Origin of the sequence: Flavobacterium sp. (assembly GCF_029242675.1) — a bacterium.
GTDB lineage: Bacteria > Bacteroidota > Bacteroidia > Flavobacteriales > Flavobacteriaceae > Flavobacterium.
Genome location: NZ_JAQWTM010000256.1, coordinates 1 through 15,298 on the forward strand (window position 1 = coordinate 1; position 15,298 = coordinate 15,298).

Below are 15,298 nucleotides of genomic sequence, written 5' to 3' on the forward strand. Positions count from 1 at the left end.
CTCGACGAACCTACAACCCACTTGGATTTATTACACAAAGTCGCTTTGTTCAAGCTCTTAAAAAAGCTTACAATCGAAACTCAAAAATGCATTCTTTTTTCGACTCATGATATCGACATGGCCATTCAGTTGAGTGACGAAATGATTATCATGACACCCGAAGCCGTTTTGCAAGATGAACCCTGTAATTTTATTTCCAAAGGAACTTTCAACACCATTTTCAAAGACGAGCATATTTCATTCGATTCCGAAAAAGGTAAGTTTATAATCAAGTAAAAGGAGTAGGAGCTGATTCCAGCTATCCGCTTTATCTTTTATTTTTTAAGGAAAAAAATAAAAGGATGCCGCTCCTATCTGGGCTAACCTTTGTAATCTTGAGAACTATTTCAATCCTATCTGTCTCTTCGCTTCACCAATTACAAAAGCAACCGAATTGGCGATGTTGAAACTTCTAATATTGCTCGACATAGGGATTTTTAAGTGATTATCAAATTGAGCTAAGACTTCTTCGCTCAAACCCTTACTTTCCTTTCCAAAAACCAACCAGTCACCATCTTGAAAATCGATTTCTAGGTAGGATTTCGTCGCATGCGAACTCATTAAAAAAACTCGTGATAGATCCGGAATTTGAGATTTCCATTCGGCCACATTTTGATATTCGGTTACATCAAGGTGAACCCAATAATCCAAACCAGAACGTTTTAAGTTTTTATCATTAATCACAAACCCAAACGGATGAATCAAATGCAGTTTACTCTCTGTACCCACGCACAACCTTCCAATGTTTCCTGTGTTGTTAGGGATTTCAGGTTCTACTAAAACAATATTTAACATTTTTAAAATAGTTTAAAGTTTAAGATTAAAAGTGGGTTTTACTTTTCGACTGAAAAATGATCGACTTCCATTACGTCACCCGCTTTCAAATCTTGTAAATGTACGTTACCTATTCGAACACGGACTAATCGTAAGGTAGGAAAACCAACAGCGGCAGTCATTTTTCGTACCTGTCTAAATTTACCTTCGTTAACCGTAATCGATGCCCAGGAAGTAGGTCCGTGGCGTTCATCTCTGATTTTTTTTCCACGCGGACCAAAATCAGGAATTTCAGTAAGCAATCGCGCTTCGCATTTTTTGGTGGTGTATTTGCTACCATCAAACCCAATCTCGACACCTGCCTTTAGAATTTCAATTGCTGCTTGTGTGATTACACCATCTACTTGGACGTAATACTCCTTGTCTACTTTTTTAGATCGAATTTGTTCACTTACTTTTCCATCTGTAGTCAATAGTAGCAATCCTTCGGAGTCCTCATCTAGTCGTCCAATGGCCATCGTCCCGTTGGGAAAATCATGCAATTCACCCAAAAGTTTCTTTTTCCGCTTCAATTCATAAATAAATTTACTCAAATAACCATAAGGCTTGTGAAGAATAAAATGATGGTGCGACATGAATGGGGATAATTTAGGGCAAAAATACATTTTTAAATTGTCTCTTTTCAATTTTAGGAAAAAGCACTTTCTTTGTTTACTTTTACTATTCACTAAACCCTTTTTATGTCCGACCTTATTCCCTTTTTATTTCTTTTCCTAATTGCCCTTGCAGTTGGTATTTTTATTGGCAAATTAATTTTCTCCGCTCGCTTTCAATCTGAAAAAGTCAGTTTGGAAGAAAGGTTAATCGCGCTTAATGCGCAATTCGACCAACAAAGAATACAATTTATGAACGATAAAAACAGCTTAGAGAAACAATTAGAAACAGCTAATTCTGAAAAAGAAACCATTCGAAATGAAAAAGACAGCTTAGCTATTCAACTCTCCAAAAAAGAAGTAGATTTTGAAAACCTGTGGGAACGCAACAAAGAGCAAAAAGACGAAGTTGAAAAACTTCAAGAAAAATTCACCAAAGAATTTGAAAATTTAGCCAATAAAATTTTAGACGAAAAGTCAAACAAATTTACAGAGCAGAACAAGGAAAACATGAAAAACATCTTGTCGCCTTTACAAGATAAGATTCAGTTGTTCGAGAAAAAAGTAGAGGATACACACAAAGAAAGTATTGATTATCATGCTGCTTTACGTCAACAAATTTTAGGGTTACGTGAGATGAACATTCAAATGAGCAAAGAAACCATTAATCTTACAAAGGCATTAAAGGGCGATAGCAAGATGCAAGGAAATTGGGGCGAACTTGTCCTAGAACGGGTACTTGAAAAATCAGGTTTGGAAAAAGGGCGTGAATATGAAGTGCAGCAGGCTTTTACTACCGAAGACGGCAACCGCGTATTTCCTGATGTGGTTATTAATTTACCTGATGGAAAAAAGATGATCGTCGATTCAAAAGTATCATTAACAGCTTATGAAAAATACATCAACGAAGAGGAGGACGAATTAAAAACAGGCTATTTAAAAGAACACGTCAATTCGATAAAACGCCACGTGGAGCAATTAGGTAATAAAAACTATCAGGATTTATACCAAATCGAAAGCCCTGATTTCGTTTTATTATTTATTCCTATTGAACCTGCCTTTGCGATGGCTTTAAACGAAGACACGACATTATACAACAAAGCATTTGAAAAAAATATTGTAATTGTAACTCCTGCAACATTATTGGCTACATTGCGAACAATTGATAGTATGTGGGCCAACCAAAAACAGCAAGAAAATGCTTTTGAAATTGCTCGCCAAGCAGGAGCTTTGTATGACAAATTCGAAGGGTTTGTTACTGACCTTATCAAAATTGGAAAGAAAATTGACGAAAGCAAGACAGAATACAGCGGTGCGATGAACAAATTAGTAGAAGGTAAAGGAAACCTCATTACTAGTGTCGAAAAATTAAAGAAGATGGGTGCGAAAGCTAAAAAATCGCTACCAGATAGTATTATAAACAGAGCCACCAAGGAAGAGAACGAACTTTTAAATTAAAAACATGAGAAAATTTATAATGATACTAAGTATCACAATCCTAGTATCGATTATTGCCTATTTTACCTTCATATACAATGCAACCTATAGCGAAGGAGTACGATCAGGACAACTAATAAAATTTAGTAATAAAGGAGTGATCTTTAAAACATGGGAAGGAGAAATTAGCCAAGGAATTTCGGGAGCACAAATATTTGCCTTTTCAGTTTTAGACAAAGACAAACAAGTGATAACTGATTTACAACAATTTGAGGGTAAATATGTCAAAGTAAAATATGTAGAACGCTACAAAACTTTTGCTTGGTGGGGCGATACGAAATACTTTATCATTGATGTAAAGGAGGAAGACTCACCGTACCGATTTAAATAAAAAGTATGACAAATAATTACAAAACCGTTGAATCATCGGATATCACCATTTCAGAACTAATGTTGCCGTCTCATACTAACTTTAGTGGTAAAATTCATGGTGGCTATATCTTATCACTTTTAGATCAAATTGCTTTTGCCTGTGCTTCAAAATTTTCAGGTAATTATTGCGTAACCGCTAGTGTTGACACGGTAGATTTTTTAAGCCCAATCGAGGTAGGCGAACTGGTAACAATGAAGGCCAGCGTTAATTATGTTGGAAAGAGTTCGATGATCGTAGGCATACGCGTAGAGTCGGAAAACATACAAACTGGAGCAAAAAAACATTGCAACTCCTCCTATTTCACCATGGTGTCAAAAGATACTAATGGAAACAACGCTCAAGTTCCTGGACTCATACTATCTACAGAAAAGCAGGTTAGGCGCTTTATCAATTGCCTCAAGCAAATTGCACTAAAAAAGGAAAAAGACCGCCATGAGGAAAACTTCAACTACAATTCAAAAGAAGCTATTGATAGTTTGAAGCAATACCGCGTAAGTATCCAAATACCATAATCTTGCAAAGAGTGTCAGAAAGGAATGGAAGTTGCTCCATTTTTTTTTCATGTTTTTCATTAGGAAATAGCTAAGATTATTCGTAACTTTAGGTTAGCCCCTAAATGTTATTCTCATGAAAAAAATACTACTCCTCCTATTATTGAGTTGCATTACGGTTAATGCACAAAAAAAATGGACTACTCACAAGGCTATAATTTCTTTTGAGGCTTCTGTTCCATTATTTGAACCCATAGAAGCGGAAAACAGAAGTACGATTTGTATTATTGACACTAACAGAAGTACCATTAACTTCGTAGTAAAAATGAAAGATTTTCAATTTGAAAGAAAGCTTATGCAGCAGCATTTCAATGAGAATTACTTAGAAACTAAGAAATATCCAAAAGCAACATTTAAAGGAACTATACTAAATTTTGATTGGGTCGATTTTACAACTATCCAATCTACTTTTTATGTTGAAGGCATTATCACCATCCATGGCCAATCAAAAAAAATTAAAGCAGCCATTGTTCTTAAAAAAAATGGAAAGCAACTGGTCTTAACGACAAACTTTAGTTTAAATACCGACGATTTCGGAATTGCAATTCCGTTTTTAGTTCGGGACAAAATTGATCGCAATGTAAAAGTTCATTTAGAAGCGATACTAGACTAGCTATTAAAGACTAGCCTTGATAGCTTCATCCAACTTTTGCCATTTAAAAGTAAAACCTACTGCTTTTATTTTTTCGTTTGACACGCGGCGACCGGTTAAAAGTAATTTTGCCATTTCACCCAAGGCCACTTTCATAATAAAAGCTGGAACGTTGGGTAGCCAAATTTTATAACCGTAAACCTGTGCAAAAGTAGCAGAGAAACTAGCATTGGTAGTATTATCATTGATGGCTGCATTATACGCTCCACTCATATCAGCATTTTGAATCGCTTCGAGGTAAATAGCACATAAATCATCAATATGAATCCAAGGCATGTACTGTGTCCCTGTTCCTAAAGCGGATCCCAACCTATATTTAAATAACGGCTTTAATTTTTCAAGAAAACCATCATTAGGACCTACAACTAACCCAGTGCGAACTTTAACCGTACGTATTCCCAGTTTTTGAAATTGATTGGCTACAGCTTCCCACTTTTGACAGGTTAATCCCAAAAAGTCGTTTGCTGGTTTTTGATCCTCCACGCAAATGGCCTGACCATTAATCGCACCATAAATCCCAACTCCAGATGCCGAAATGAAAGCGTCGAGCTTTTTATCATATTTCTTAACCACACCGTAAATCAATTTAGCACTTTCTTCCCTACTGCTAATGATTGCTTCCTTACGTTCTTTACTCCATCGCTTACCCGCGATGTTCTCACCCGCTAGATGAATAACAAAATCTGCATTGAGAACCGCTTCGTTTTCAATTAGCTGTTTTTCAACATCCCAAGTGTAATAAAAAATAGTATCGGTACTCTTTTTCTTTGTACGACTTAAAATAGATACACTATAGCCGCTATCTATTAATAAGGCTGTTAAATGCTTCCCCACAAAACCCGTACCTCCAGTTATCAGAACATTTTTTTTCATCAATTATTTATTTAAATCGTCTTTAGTCAAAGATACAAAATAAATTTTGTTTAACTTTGTCGAATAATTGTTAAACATTTATTATCTTTATACTCTAAAAAAAAGTACAAATGGCAACCAAGAAATCTAAAATAACGAAAGAATCTATCGTTTCTATGTTTATGAACTACACATTAGAACATAACGAGAAGCCTAAATCAGTTTACAATTTTGCAAAGTCTAATGATTTTACAGAAGCAGAATTTTATACCTTTTTTGGTAATCTTGAAAGCATAGACAAGGTAATATATGACATGTTCTTTGAGCGTACGATGGAGCTGCTTCAAAAAGATGCGAATTACGAGACCTATGATATGAAAAGTAAATTATTAAGTTTCTACTTTACTTTTTTCGAATTGCTAACCGCTAATCGTTCGTATGTATTAATGAGTTTGCACCAAAATAAAAACCAACTTAAAAACCTAGCACAATTATCTAGTTTAAGAACTAATTTCAAACTGTTTATTGCTGAGATTACTACTGATGAAATATTAATTGATCAAGAAAAACTACAAGAATTACAAGAAAAAGCAATTCAAGAAAGTGCTTGGATACAATTCTTACTAACCTTGAAATTTTGGATTGAAGACGGATCTGCTGCTTTTGAAAAGACAGACATCTATATTGAGAAGAGTGTAAAGTTAAGTTTCGACTTGATAAACATTGCACCAATCAACAGCCTTATTGACTTTGGAAAATTTATTTTCAAAGAAAAAACACAAAAAAACTAAATGAAAACAATTGACTATATACCCACATCCAAAATTGAACGAGCAACAAAACTCGTACAAACAGGAGCCAAAGTTGGTGTGAATTATTTAAAATATTACGGAGAGAAAATCGTGAATTCGGACTTAACTCGTGATAAATTAAATGAAAGCAATGCCGAAGATATATATGACGGACTGAAGAGTTTGAAAGGTAGCGCTTTGAAAGTAGCTCAAATGCTAAGCATGGACAAGAATTTCTTACCACAGGCTTATGTTGAGAAATTTTCACTTTCTCAATTTTCAGTACCGCCACTATCAGCACCATTAGTACTAAAAACATTCAAAAATAACTTTGGTAAAACACCTTATGAAATTTTTGATGAATTCAATGCTAACTCAGTTAATGCGGCTAGTATTGGTCAAGTGCATTTGGCGGTGAAAAACAATAAAAAACTTGCTGTGAAAATTCAGTATCCTGGAGTTGCTAACAGCATATCCTCTGATTTGGCTTTGGTAAAACCTATTGCGATCAGAATGTTCAATTTGCAAGGAAAAGACTCTGATAAATATTTTAAAGAAGTTGAAGATAAACTTATTGAAGAAACGAATTATTTATTAGAATTGAAGCAGAGCCAAGAAGTTGTGGCAGCTTGTAAAAAAATAGAAAATTTAGTTTTCCCTGAATACTATCCTGAATATTCATCAGAGAAAATCATTACGATGGATTGGATGACTGGCGTGCATTTGTCAGAATTCAAAAATTCAGATCCAATTGTAGCAAATAAAATTGGTCAGGCGCTATGGGATTTTTATATGTATCAAATTCACGTTTTGAAAAAAGTACATGCTGATCCACATCCTGGGAATTTTTTAATCAACGAAAAAAATGAGCTAGTGGCATTAGACTTTGGTTGCATGAAGAGTATTCCTAATGACTTCTATGTTCCCTACTTTGAATTGATTGATAAAAATGTAATAGACAATAAAAAGTTATTCAAAGAAAAACTATTTAATCTAGAGATTTTAAGAGCTGACGATACCAAAGAGGAAATTGCGTATTTCACGCAAATGTTTCACGACTTACTCTCTTTATTTACGCAACCATTCCAATCAGAGACTTTTGATTTCTCTGACGAAATTTTCTTTGAAAATATTGCGAAATTAGGAGAACGTTTTGCAAACGATACCAACTTAAAGAAAATGAACGGTAATCGTGGATCTAAACATTTCATCTACATTAACAGAACCTTCTTTGGATTGTACAATCTAATGTTCGACTTGAAAGCGAATATAAAAGTAAATGATTATCTAAAATATTAAGAATGGCAGGAGCACAATTGACTGATTTAGAAAAAGATCGTGTAATCGAAATGGCGTGGGAAGACCGCACTACTTTCGAAGCAATTCAACTACAATTTGGTTTGAAAGAACAAGAGGTAATTGACTTGATGCGAGCCGAATTGAAGCCGTCTAGCTTTAGAATGTGGCGCGCAAGGGTTCAAGGTCGCAAAACCAAACACGAAAAACTACGCAACTTCACTGAGGGAAGATTTAAATGCACCATGCAAAGACAAATAAACAACAACAAAATATCCAAGCGCTAGCCACTTGGTCCATTAAAAAACAATTATGAAAAACATAGTAATAGTAGGTGGTAGCAAAGGAATAGGAAGTGCTATTTTATTGCAACAGTTAGAAAATAATTATATTTACAACATCAGTAGAAATGCTCCGGATATCACACATCCTAACCTGAAGCATTTTCCTTTAGATATCTTACAAGATGCCTTGCCAGAGATTGAAAATGTAGACACTTTAATTTATTGCCCAGGATCTATCAACTTAAAACCAATAGGGAATTTAAGTATTGATGATTTCAGAAATGACTTTGAAATCAATGTAATTGGTGCTGTTAAAACGATTCAAAAATACTTGCCTGCCTTAAAAAAAGGAACTAATCCATCTATAGTGCTATTTAGTACTGTAGCAGCAAAACTTGGAATGCCTTTTCACGCGAGCATCGCTACAGCAAAAGCAGGTGTCGAAGGTTTAGTAAAAACGTTAGGTGCTGAATTAGCATCGACAATTAGAATTAACGCCATTGCTCCTACTATTACAGAAACGTCTTTGTCTGCCAATATTCTAAGAAATGACAGAATGAAAGACATGATGGTAGAACGTCATCCAATGAAAGGGTATTTAAAACCATCTGAAGTAGCTGATATGGCTGACTTCCTAATATCAAATAAAGCAAAATCTATTTCAGGACAAGTATTCGAAATGGATTACGGCATTGTAACTTTTAAAATATAATTACCCTCCAAATAGCAGATTTAAGCATGATCAAAGAAATGAAAAATTACGAGAAAAAAGAGCAATATAATGCGGAAACAACTGCTGTATTAGCCGAAAACTACAAAACCATTATTCATGGTCTAGGTGAAGACGTAACAAGAGAAGGTTTAGAAAAAACTCCAGAACGAGTGGCTAAAGCAATGCAGTTTTTAACTCATGGATATGCGCTAGACCCATTAGAAATATTAAAAGGGGCTCTTTTTACCGAAGATCATAGCCAAATGATTGTAGTTAAAAATATTGAAGTATATTCGATGTGTGAACACCATATGTTGCCTTTTTTTGGAAAAGCGCACGTAGCCTACATTCCAAACGGCAAAATCGTTGGATTAAGTAAAATACCTAGAATCGTTGATGCTTTTGCAAGAAGAATGCAAGTACAAGAACGATTGACAGATCAAATTAAAGACTGTATACAAGAAGCGCTAGAGCCTCTAGGAGTAGCAGTAGTTATTGAAGCGCAGCACATGTGTATGCAAATGCGCGGAATCGAAAAGCAAAATTCATTCACGACCACTTCCTCTTTTACTGGAGCATTTGAAAAAAATAAAACTAGAAAAGAATTCATAAGCTTAATCTCGAATAAGTTGAGCTAAACTAAATACCACAATGCGATGAAAATTCTCTTAACAGGCGCAACAGGCTATATCGGAAAAAGACTATTACCCATTTTAATAGACCAAGGACACGACATAGTTTGTTGCGTAAGAGATTTAAATCGCTTTTTTGTTCCGCTCCCATACAAAAATCGGGTTTCAGTAATTGAAGTCGATTTTTTAAAAGAAGAGACCTTAGCTGCCATTCCCAACGATATTGATGCGGCTTATTACCTTATTCACTCCATGTCAAGCTCTGCCGATAATTATGACAAACTTGAAAAAGAGTCGGCATTGAATTTTGTGTCTCAAATTAATAAAACGCAGGCACAACAAGTGATTTACCTAAGCGGAATTGTCAACGATGATTCCCTTTCCAAGCATTTATCTTCAAGAAAAAGAGTCGAAGAAATTCTAAATACAGGAACCTATGCCATGACTACCTTACGAGCGGGTATAATCGTAGGATCTGGTAGCGCTTCATTCGAAATCATTAGAGATTTAGTCAATAAATTGCCTGTAATGATTACTCCAAAATGGCTTAATACACGATGTCAACCCATAGCAATTACAGATGTATTGGAGTTTTTATCCAAATCACTACTAAATCAAGTAACCTACAATCAAAGTTTTGACATTGGCGGACCTGATATTCTGACTTATAAAGAGATGCTTTTGGGCTTTGCCAAAGCAAAAAATTTGAAACGCTGGATTTTTACCGTTCCCGTGATGACTCCTAAACTCTCCTCCTACTGGCTTTATTTTGTCACCTCGACTTCCTATAAATTAGCAAGTGCTTTAGTCAGTAGCATGAAGGTTGAGGTAGTTTGCCGAGATACAAGAATCAACGAACTACTTGGAGTAACTCCTATGCCTTATGATTTAGCGTTGTCAAGAGCCTTGGTTAAAATCGAATCCGATTCTGTTGCTTCCAGCTGGAAAGATTCTTTAGTTAGTGGTCGTTTCAAAACCAATATATCCACTTATTTAAAAGTACCAAAAAAGGATTGCTACATTGATCGTCGCAAAAAAGAAATCATCGATAGAGACTACACCGTTAACCAAATCTGGTCAATTGGTGGCGAAGTAGGATGGTATTATGGCGACTGGCTATGGGATTTAAGAGGTTTTATCGATAAACTTTTTGGTGGTGTTGGTTCCCGACGCGGCCGAACAAATAAACACGACATCCATGCTGGCGATTCACTTGATTTTTGGAGAGTGCTGTATGCCAATAAAGAAAAAGGAAAACTAGTACTGTTTGCCGAAATGAAACTACCGGGAGAAGCCTGGTTAGAATTCAAAATTATTGGCAATACCTTGTATCAATCAGCTACGTTTAGACCTCGAGGAATATGGGGAAAATTATATTGGTATTCAGTTCTACCTTTCCACGGCTTTATTTTTGAAGGAATGCTCAATAAATTAATTAAATAATAGTGAGGAGCTATTTCCAGCTATCCGCTTTATCTTTCCTTTTTTAAAGAAAAAAAGCAAAGGATGCCGCTACTATCTGGGCTAAAAAATCTCGATCTTAAAGATAAACTGGTTTAAATTGACAATTACCTTTAAACAAAAATTTAAAGAACAAAACTGTTAAGTCTAAAACGGGTCTTTACGTAGTTTATCTCTCTGTTTTCAAAGCCAATTATCCAATATTTACGAGCAAATATTACTTTAAAATACCTGCTTTGTAGGTTGCTATGGCTCTATCGCGTGCAAAAGCATGTTCCACCATAGGAGCACCGTAGCCTAAATCAAATTCAGGAATCCATTTACGAATGTATCTTCCTTTTTCGTCAAACTTTTTCAGTTGAATTTCAGGATTGAAAACTCTAAAATAAGGCGCAGCATCACAACCTGTACCGGCGGCCCACTGCCAGTTACCTACATTAGCCGATAGTTCGTAATCCAGTAATTTTTGAGCAAAATAAGCTTCGCCCCATTGCCACTGAATCATCAAATGCTTGATTAAAAAACTAGCCACAACCATACGCACACGGTTGTGCATGTATCCTGTCTCATTAAGCTGACGCATTCCTGCATCAACCATTGGGTAACCTGTTTTTCCTTCGCACCATCTTTTAAAATCATCTTCATTATTGCGCCACTCGATTCCGTCATAAGCAGGCTTGAAATTATGCGTCACTACTTTTGGAAAACTAAAAAGTATCTGCATGAAAAATTCACGCCAAATCAATTCACTTAAAAAAAGAGCATTTGATTGGGCAGCATAATTAACCATTTTACGGATACTTACCGTACCAAAACGCAAATGAGGTGATAAATAAGATGTAGAATCGACAGCAGGGAAATCCCTTGTTTCATCATAAGTGGCTACTCCCTTAAAAGTATAGGGTTTCACCTTGATTTTGCTTCGAACAAAACCGATATCCTCAAGCGATAATAATTCAAAATTAGATTGAAACCAATTGCTAAAAAGCGGTTTTAAATCGTACTCTTGAACGGGTGCATTTAACTTATAGTTTTCTAACCATTTATTTTTATAAGGAGTATAAACAGTATAGGGCAGTCCGTCGGCTTTTACAATTTCTTTTTCTTCAAATATAACTTGATCTTTGAAAGAGTAAGAAATTATATTTTTTTGTTCTAACAATTCACAAATTGCCTCGTCTCTAGCAATGGCATACGGTTCGTAATCTTTATTAAAAAAAACTTCTTTAATGTCATACTCATCGACTAGGGATTGCCATACTTGTTTGGTAGAACCGTTTTTGATTAGCAACGAACTTCCTAGCCCTTTTAGTTGTTCATTGATGTTACTTAAATTATCGTGAATGAAACTAACACGAGCATCATCTTTAGGTAATTTATCAAGTATATCCGTATCAAAAACAAATAAAGGGATGACAGGATACTCGCTTTTTAACGCTTGAAACAATCCTATATTATCTTCCAACCTTAAATCGCGTCTGAACCAAAAAAACGAAACTACTGCTTTACTCATTACTTTTTATTAAACATTGCGTCAACGGCTTTTTCTCTGAACTCAAAAATTTCTTTCAGTTTGCTTTTAACCACTAATGTATTCATAATACGTCCTAAGAATCCTAGCGGTAAACCATAATGTACGACATCAGTCATTTTTACGCCTTCAGGAGTAGCTTCAAAAAAATGTTTGTGGTGCCATAAAGCGTAAGGTCCAAAGCGTTGCTCATCAATAAAATAACTATTTTCTTTAACTGCCGTTATTACCGTCATCCAAGATAAAGTAATCCCAAACAAGGGACGTACTTTGTACTGAATCACTTGACCAGGGTATACTGTTCTCTCATCATAATCGGTGATTTCAAAACCCATATCCGATGGCGTTATTTTTTGCAAATTACGCGGACTAGAGAAAAAAGACCAACATTCATCTAAGGATGCTGTTACATTTTGAACCGTTTTTATGGAGTATATTTTCATCAGAGATAGTTTTTGCGAGTTGAATTGTAAGGTTGTTTCGCGTGAGGGATTGCAACGGAGCTCTTTATAAACAAGACCTTTGGTCGCGTTTATAAAAGCGGGAGTGTAAAGCCCGACCTTTTAAGAAAACTATTTTCAGTTTTTTTAAAAGGTCACGCCCTACTTATTTTACATTTTGTAATATTTAAATGGAACGAAGAGCATTCCGAATACTTGGCTGTCCTCTTTACCCATGTTTTTATGGTGTACTTTATGCGCTTTACGCAAACCAATCAAGTATTTATTGTTAGTGTTCTTGAACCATTTGAAACGTTGGTGGATCAAGACGTCATGAATCATAAAATAACTTAAACCGTAGGCAAAAATCCCTAAACCGATAAAAAAGAGGTAATTAAAACCTGCTTCGGCACCAAAATAGAACAAAGCAATTGACGGTATAGCAAAAATCACAAAAAAGATGTCATTGCGCTCAAAAGGGTGCTCGTATTTAGGCTGGTGGTGGTCTTCGTGAAAATACCACATAAAGCCGTGCATCACGTACTTATGTGTTAGCCAAGTAACGCACTCCATAAGAAGGAAAACCGCTAAAAAAATCAAAAAGGATATCATTGTAATTTATTTTAATTGTATTGATTTATTGAACTAAACGTAATTTATAAGTCACGAAAGACTGTGCTAAAAGACCCGCTTTGGTGTAATTAGACACTCGGATGCGAGAGGTCCCTATTTGGTGATAAGGTGTGTTTTTTAGTTTGGTCAAAAGCTTTTTGTAATAAACATAAGCGGTGTACACACCAAATTTAGCCTCCATTGGTAATTTTACTATTCCTTCGTAAGCAACTCTAAAATCCTCTTCAATCTCTTTGATGATAGCTGTTTTAGCATTTTCATCAAATGATTTTAGATCCACTCCCGGAAAATAATTACGGTTTAAAAGCAAATTATCGTCTTTTAGATCGCGAAGGAAATTCACTTTTTGAAAAGCAGAACCCAATCGCATTGCCTCTCCTTTTAGAGCTTCATATTGATCTTCGTTTCCTGAAACAAAAACTTTCAAGCACATTAAGCCCACTACATCAGCAGAACCATATATGTATTCCTCGTATTCTTCTTGGCTATCGTAATCCGATTTCACTAAATCTAGTTTCATACTTTTCAAGAAGGATTGTATCATATCATCCGTGATATTATACTCTTTCACAGTTTGCTGAAACGAATTTAAAATGGGATTCAAGCTAATACCTAAATCATATGCTTTGTAATATTCTTTTTCGAAGTCATCAATTAAAACTTCCTTATCAAAACCATGAAATGAATCCACAATTTCGTCGGCAAAACGCACGAAACCATAAATGCTGTAAATAGCATCTCTTATACTTGGCGATAGCATGTAGACTGCCAAAGAAAAAGAAGTAGAATAGTTTTTAGTTACTAATTTACTGCACTTAAAAGAGACATCGTCAAATAATTGCTTCATATTATTCTTGTAAAAATTGTTTATTAATCAAATCCGACACTAATTTACCTGAAATTAATGCTGGTGGCACTCCTGGTCCAGGAACTGTCAACTGCCCTGTGAAATATAAATTACGAACTTTCTTGCTCTTTAGTTTCGGCCTAAGGAAAGCAGTTTGTAATAATGTATTCGCCATTCCGTATGCGTTTCCTTTATAGGAGTTGTATTCCGACACAAAATCGTTTTTACAAAATGACTTTTTAAATATAATATTTTTTTTGACATTCTGTTTAGTAACCGACTCAAATCGATTCATTATTTTTTCAAAGTACTCTTCTCTCAACGCCTCAGTATCATTTATCCCCGGTGCTAGTGGCACTAAAAAGAAAGCCGATTCCATCCCCTCGGGAGCAGCCGTTTTATCGGTAATTGATGGAAAGTTAGCGTAAAATAATGGTTCATCTGGCCATCTTGGCTCATCATAAATATCTTTTGCATGCTGGTAGAAATCAGTATCAAAAAATAAAGCATGATGCGAAATATTGTCAATTTTTTTATCAAAACCAACATAAAAAAGCAAAGAAGAAGGTGCGAAAACACGGCTATCCCAATACTTTTCAGAATACGCACGGTGCTCTTGATCCAGCAAAGTTTCAGTGTGATGGTAATCAGCACCACTTAAAACTAAGTCTGAATCCACTCTTTCTCCATTGACAACAATGGCTTTGGCAGTTTTATTTTCGACTATAATTTTTTCAATATTGGCATTGGTATGAAAAACAACTCCAAGCTCTTCAGCCAGACTTTTCATGGCACGAACTACATCGAACATTCCTGTTTTAGGATGCCAAGTTCCAAGACCAAAGTCGGCATAATTCATAAAACTGTAAAACGAAGGTGTATCCGATGGTTTTGCTCCCAAAAAGAGAACAGGAAATTCTAATATTTGAATCAGTTGCGGGTTTTTGAATTTCTTGCGAACATCTCTACTGATGTTACTAAAAAACTCACCTACCTTTTTAGCGGTTTCTACCGTTACTAATTCTAGAGGAGAAACTCCCGGACGGTAAACCAAATCCTTGATGGCAATGTTATAGTTACTTTGCGCCTCCATCATGAAAGCATGCAAAACAGCACCACTACCTTTTTCAATTTTTTCAAAAGTGGCTTCTATTTCAGGCAAATTATCAGCGATTGCGATAAATTCATCTACACCAAAATAGACTCTGTAGGCAGGAGATAATTTAATTAACTCATAATAATCAGTGGTTTTTTTACCAAAGTCAGCAAAAAAACGATCA

General features: G+C 35.4%; 18 protein-coding genes and 1 pseudogene. 11 read left to right on the forward strand and 8 right to left on the reverse strand.

Annotated elements, in window-relative coordinates; genetic code table 11:
* Positions 1 to 276: pseudogene (locus P8M54_RS09455) on the forward strand (ABC transporter ATP-binding protein); the annotation flags it as partial.
* A gap of 105 nt (positions 277 to 381) precedes the next feature.
* On the opposite strand, the gene P8M54_RS09460 reads toward P8M54_RS09455, so the two are convergent.
* A complete protein-coding gene (locus tag P8M54_RS09460) occupies positions 382 to 834 on the reverse strand; it encodes a tRNA (cytidine(34)-2'-O)-methyltransferase (protein ID WP_300287572.1) in 453 nt (150 codons plus the stop codon).
* A 38-nt stretch (positions 835 to 872) separates the two neighbouring features.
* Positions 873 to 1,448 (reverse strand): pseudouridine synthase, encoded by a 576-nt coding sequence (locus P8M54_RS09465; RefSeq protein WP_300287573.1) that lies wholly within the window; start codon positions 1,446 to 1,448, stop codon positions 873 to 875.
* Positions 1,449 to 1,553: 105 nt separating this feature from the next.
* Between P8M54_RS09465 and rmuC the strand changes: the two genes are divergently transcribed.
* The 4 genes from rmuC to P8M54_RS09485 all read left to right on the forward strand — a co-directional run bounded on the left by rmuC (position 1,554) and on the right by P8M54_RS09485 (position 4,500).
* The gene (gene rmuC, locus P8M54_RS09470) at positions 1,554 to 2,924 is read left to right on the forward strand and encodes a DNA recombination protein RmuC (protein WP_300287574.1); all 1,371 of its coding nucleotides are present in this window, start codon (positions 1,554 to 1,556) and stop codon (positions 2,922 to 2,924) included.
* Positions 2,925 to 2,928: 4 nt separating this feature from the next.
* Positions 2,929 to 3,294, forward strand: coding sequence for a 6-phosphogluconate dehydrogenase (locus P8M54_RS09475; protein ID WP_300287575.1), 366 nt, complete (start codon positions 2,929 to 2,931; stop codon positions 3,292 to 3,294).
* A gap of 5 nt (positions 3,295 to 3,299) precedes the next feature.
* A complete protein-coding gene (locus P8M54_RS09480) occupies positions 3,300 to 3,848 on the forward strand; it encodes an acyl-CoA thioesterase (protein ID WP_300287576.1) in 549 nt (182 codons plus the stop codon).
* Between the two features lie 115 nt (positions 3,849 to 3,963).
* A complete protein-coding gene (locus P8M54_RS09485; RefSeq protein WP_300287577.1) occupies positions 3,964 to 4,500 on the forward strand; it encodes a YceI family protein in 537 nt (178 codons plus the stop codon).
* 3 nt (positions 4,501 to 4,503) lie between these two features.
* Here the strand turns inward: P8M54_RS09485 and P8M54_RS09490 are convergent, their stop codons facing one another.
* Positions 4,504 to 5,412: a TIGR01777 family oxidoreductase gene (locus tag P8M54_RS09490; protein ID WP_300287578.1), complete on the reverse strand. Its 909-nt coding sequence runs from the start codon at positions 5,410 to 5,412 to the stop codon at positions 4,504 to 4,506.
* 110 nt (positions 5,413 to 5,522) lie between these two features.
* Here P8M54_RS09490 and P8M54_RS09495 point away from each other — a divergent pair, with 110 nt between their 5' ends.
* From P8M54_RS09495 to P8M54_RS09520, 6 genes are read left to right on the forward strand one after another with little or no spacing between them, the layout of a single operon-like run.
* Positions 5,523 to 6,182, forward strand: a complete 660-nt coding sequence (locus P8M54_RS09495; protein ID WP_300287579.1) for a TetR family transcriptional regulator C-terminal domain-containing protein — start codon at positions 5,523 to 5,525, stop codon at positions 6,180 to 6,182.
* Positions 6,183 to 7,481, forward strand: a complete 1,299-nt coding sequence (locus P8M54_RS09500; RefSeq protein WP_300287580.1) for an AarF/UbiB family protein — start codon at positions 6,183 to 6,185, stop codon at positions 7,479 to 7,481.
* A 2-nt stretch (positions 7,482 to 7,483) separates the two neighbouring features.
* Entirely contained in the window at positions 7,484 to 7,765 is a 282-nt protein-coding gene (locus tag P8M54_RS09505) for a TIGR03643 family protein (protein WP_300287582.1), read from the forward strand.
* 25 nt (positions 7,766 to 7,790) lie between these two features.
* The gene (locus P8M54_RS09510; RefSeq protein WP_300287583.1) at positions 7,791 to 8,474 is read left to right on the forward strand and encodes an SDR family oxidoreductase; all 684 of its coding nucleotides are present in this window, start codon (positions 7,791 to 7,793) and stop codon (positions 8,472 to 8,474) included.
* 38 nt (positions 8,475 to 8,512) lie between these two features.
* A complete protein-coding gene (folE, locus tag P8M54_RS09515) occupies positions 8,513 to 9,112 on the forward strand; it encodes a GTP cyclohydrolase I FolE (protein ID WP_300287584.1) in 600 nt (199 codons plus the stop codon).
* 18 nt (positions 9,113 to 9,130) lie between these two features.
* The gene (locus P8M54_RS09520) at positions 9,131 to 10,549 is read left to right on the forward strand and encodes an SDR family oxidoreductase (RefSeq protein ID WP_300287585.1); all 1,419 of its coding nucleotides are present in this window, start codon (positions 9,131 to 9,133) and stop codon (positions 10,547 to 10,549) included.
* Positions 10,550 to 10,784: 235 nt separating this feature from the next.
* Here the strand turns inward: P8M54_RS09520 and P8M54_RS09525 are convergent, their stop codons facing one another.
* The 5 genes from P8M54_RS09525 to crtI form a co-directional block, all read right to left on the reverse strand.
* A complete protein-coding gene (locus P8M54_RS09525) occupies positions 10,785 to 12,080 on the reverse strand; it encodes a deoxyribodipyrimidine photo-lyase (protein WP_300287586.1) in 1,296 nt (431 codons plus the stop codon).
* Positions 12,080 to 12,541 carry an SRPBCC family protein gene (locus P8M54_RS09530; RefSeq protein ID WP_300287587.1) on the reverse strand — a complete coding sequence of 154 codons (462 nt, stop codon included), beginning with the start codon at positions 12,539 to 12,541 and terminating at the stop codon, positions 12,080 to 12,082. The genes P8M54_RS09525 and P8M54_RS09530 overlap by 1 nt, the downstream gene beginning before the upstream one ends.
* A gap of 168 nt (positions 12,542 to 12,709) precedes the next feature.
* The gene (locus P8M54_RS09535; RefSeq protein WP_300287588.1) at positions 12,710 to 13,150 is read right to left on the reverse strand and encodes a sterol desaturase family protein; all 441 of its coding nucleotides are present in this window, start codon (positions 13,148 to 13,150) and stop codon (positions 12,710 to 12,712) included.
* A gap of 25 nt (positions 13,151 to 13,175) precedes the next feature.
* On the reverse strand, positions 13,176 to 14,018 hold the full coding sequence (locus P8M54_RS09540; protein ID WP_300287589.1) for a phytoene/squalene synthase family protein: 843 nt from the start codon (positions 14,016 to 14,018) through the stop codon (positions 13,176 to 13,178).
* Between the two features lies 1 nt (position 14,019).
* A partial coding sequence (crtI, locus tag P8M54_RS09545; RefSeq protein ID WP_300287590.1) for a phytoene desaturase family protein occupies positions 14,020 to 15,298 on the reverse strand: 1,279 nt, incomplete at its 5' end.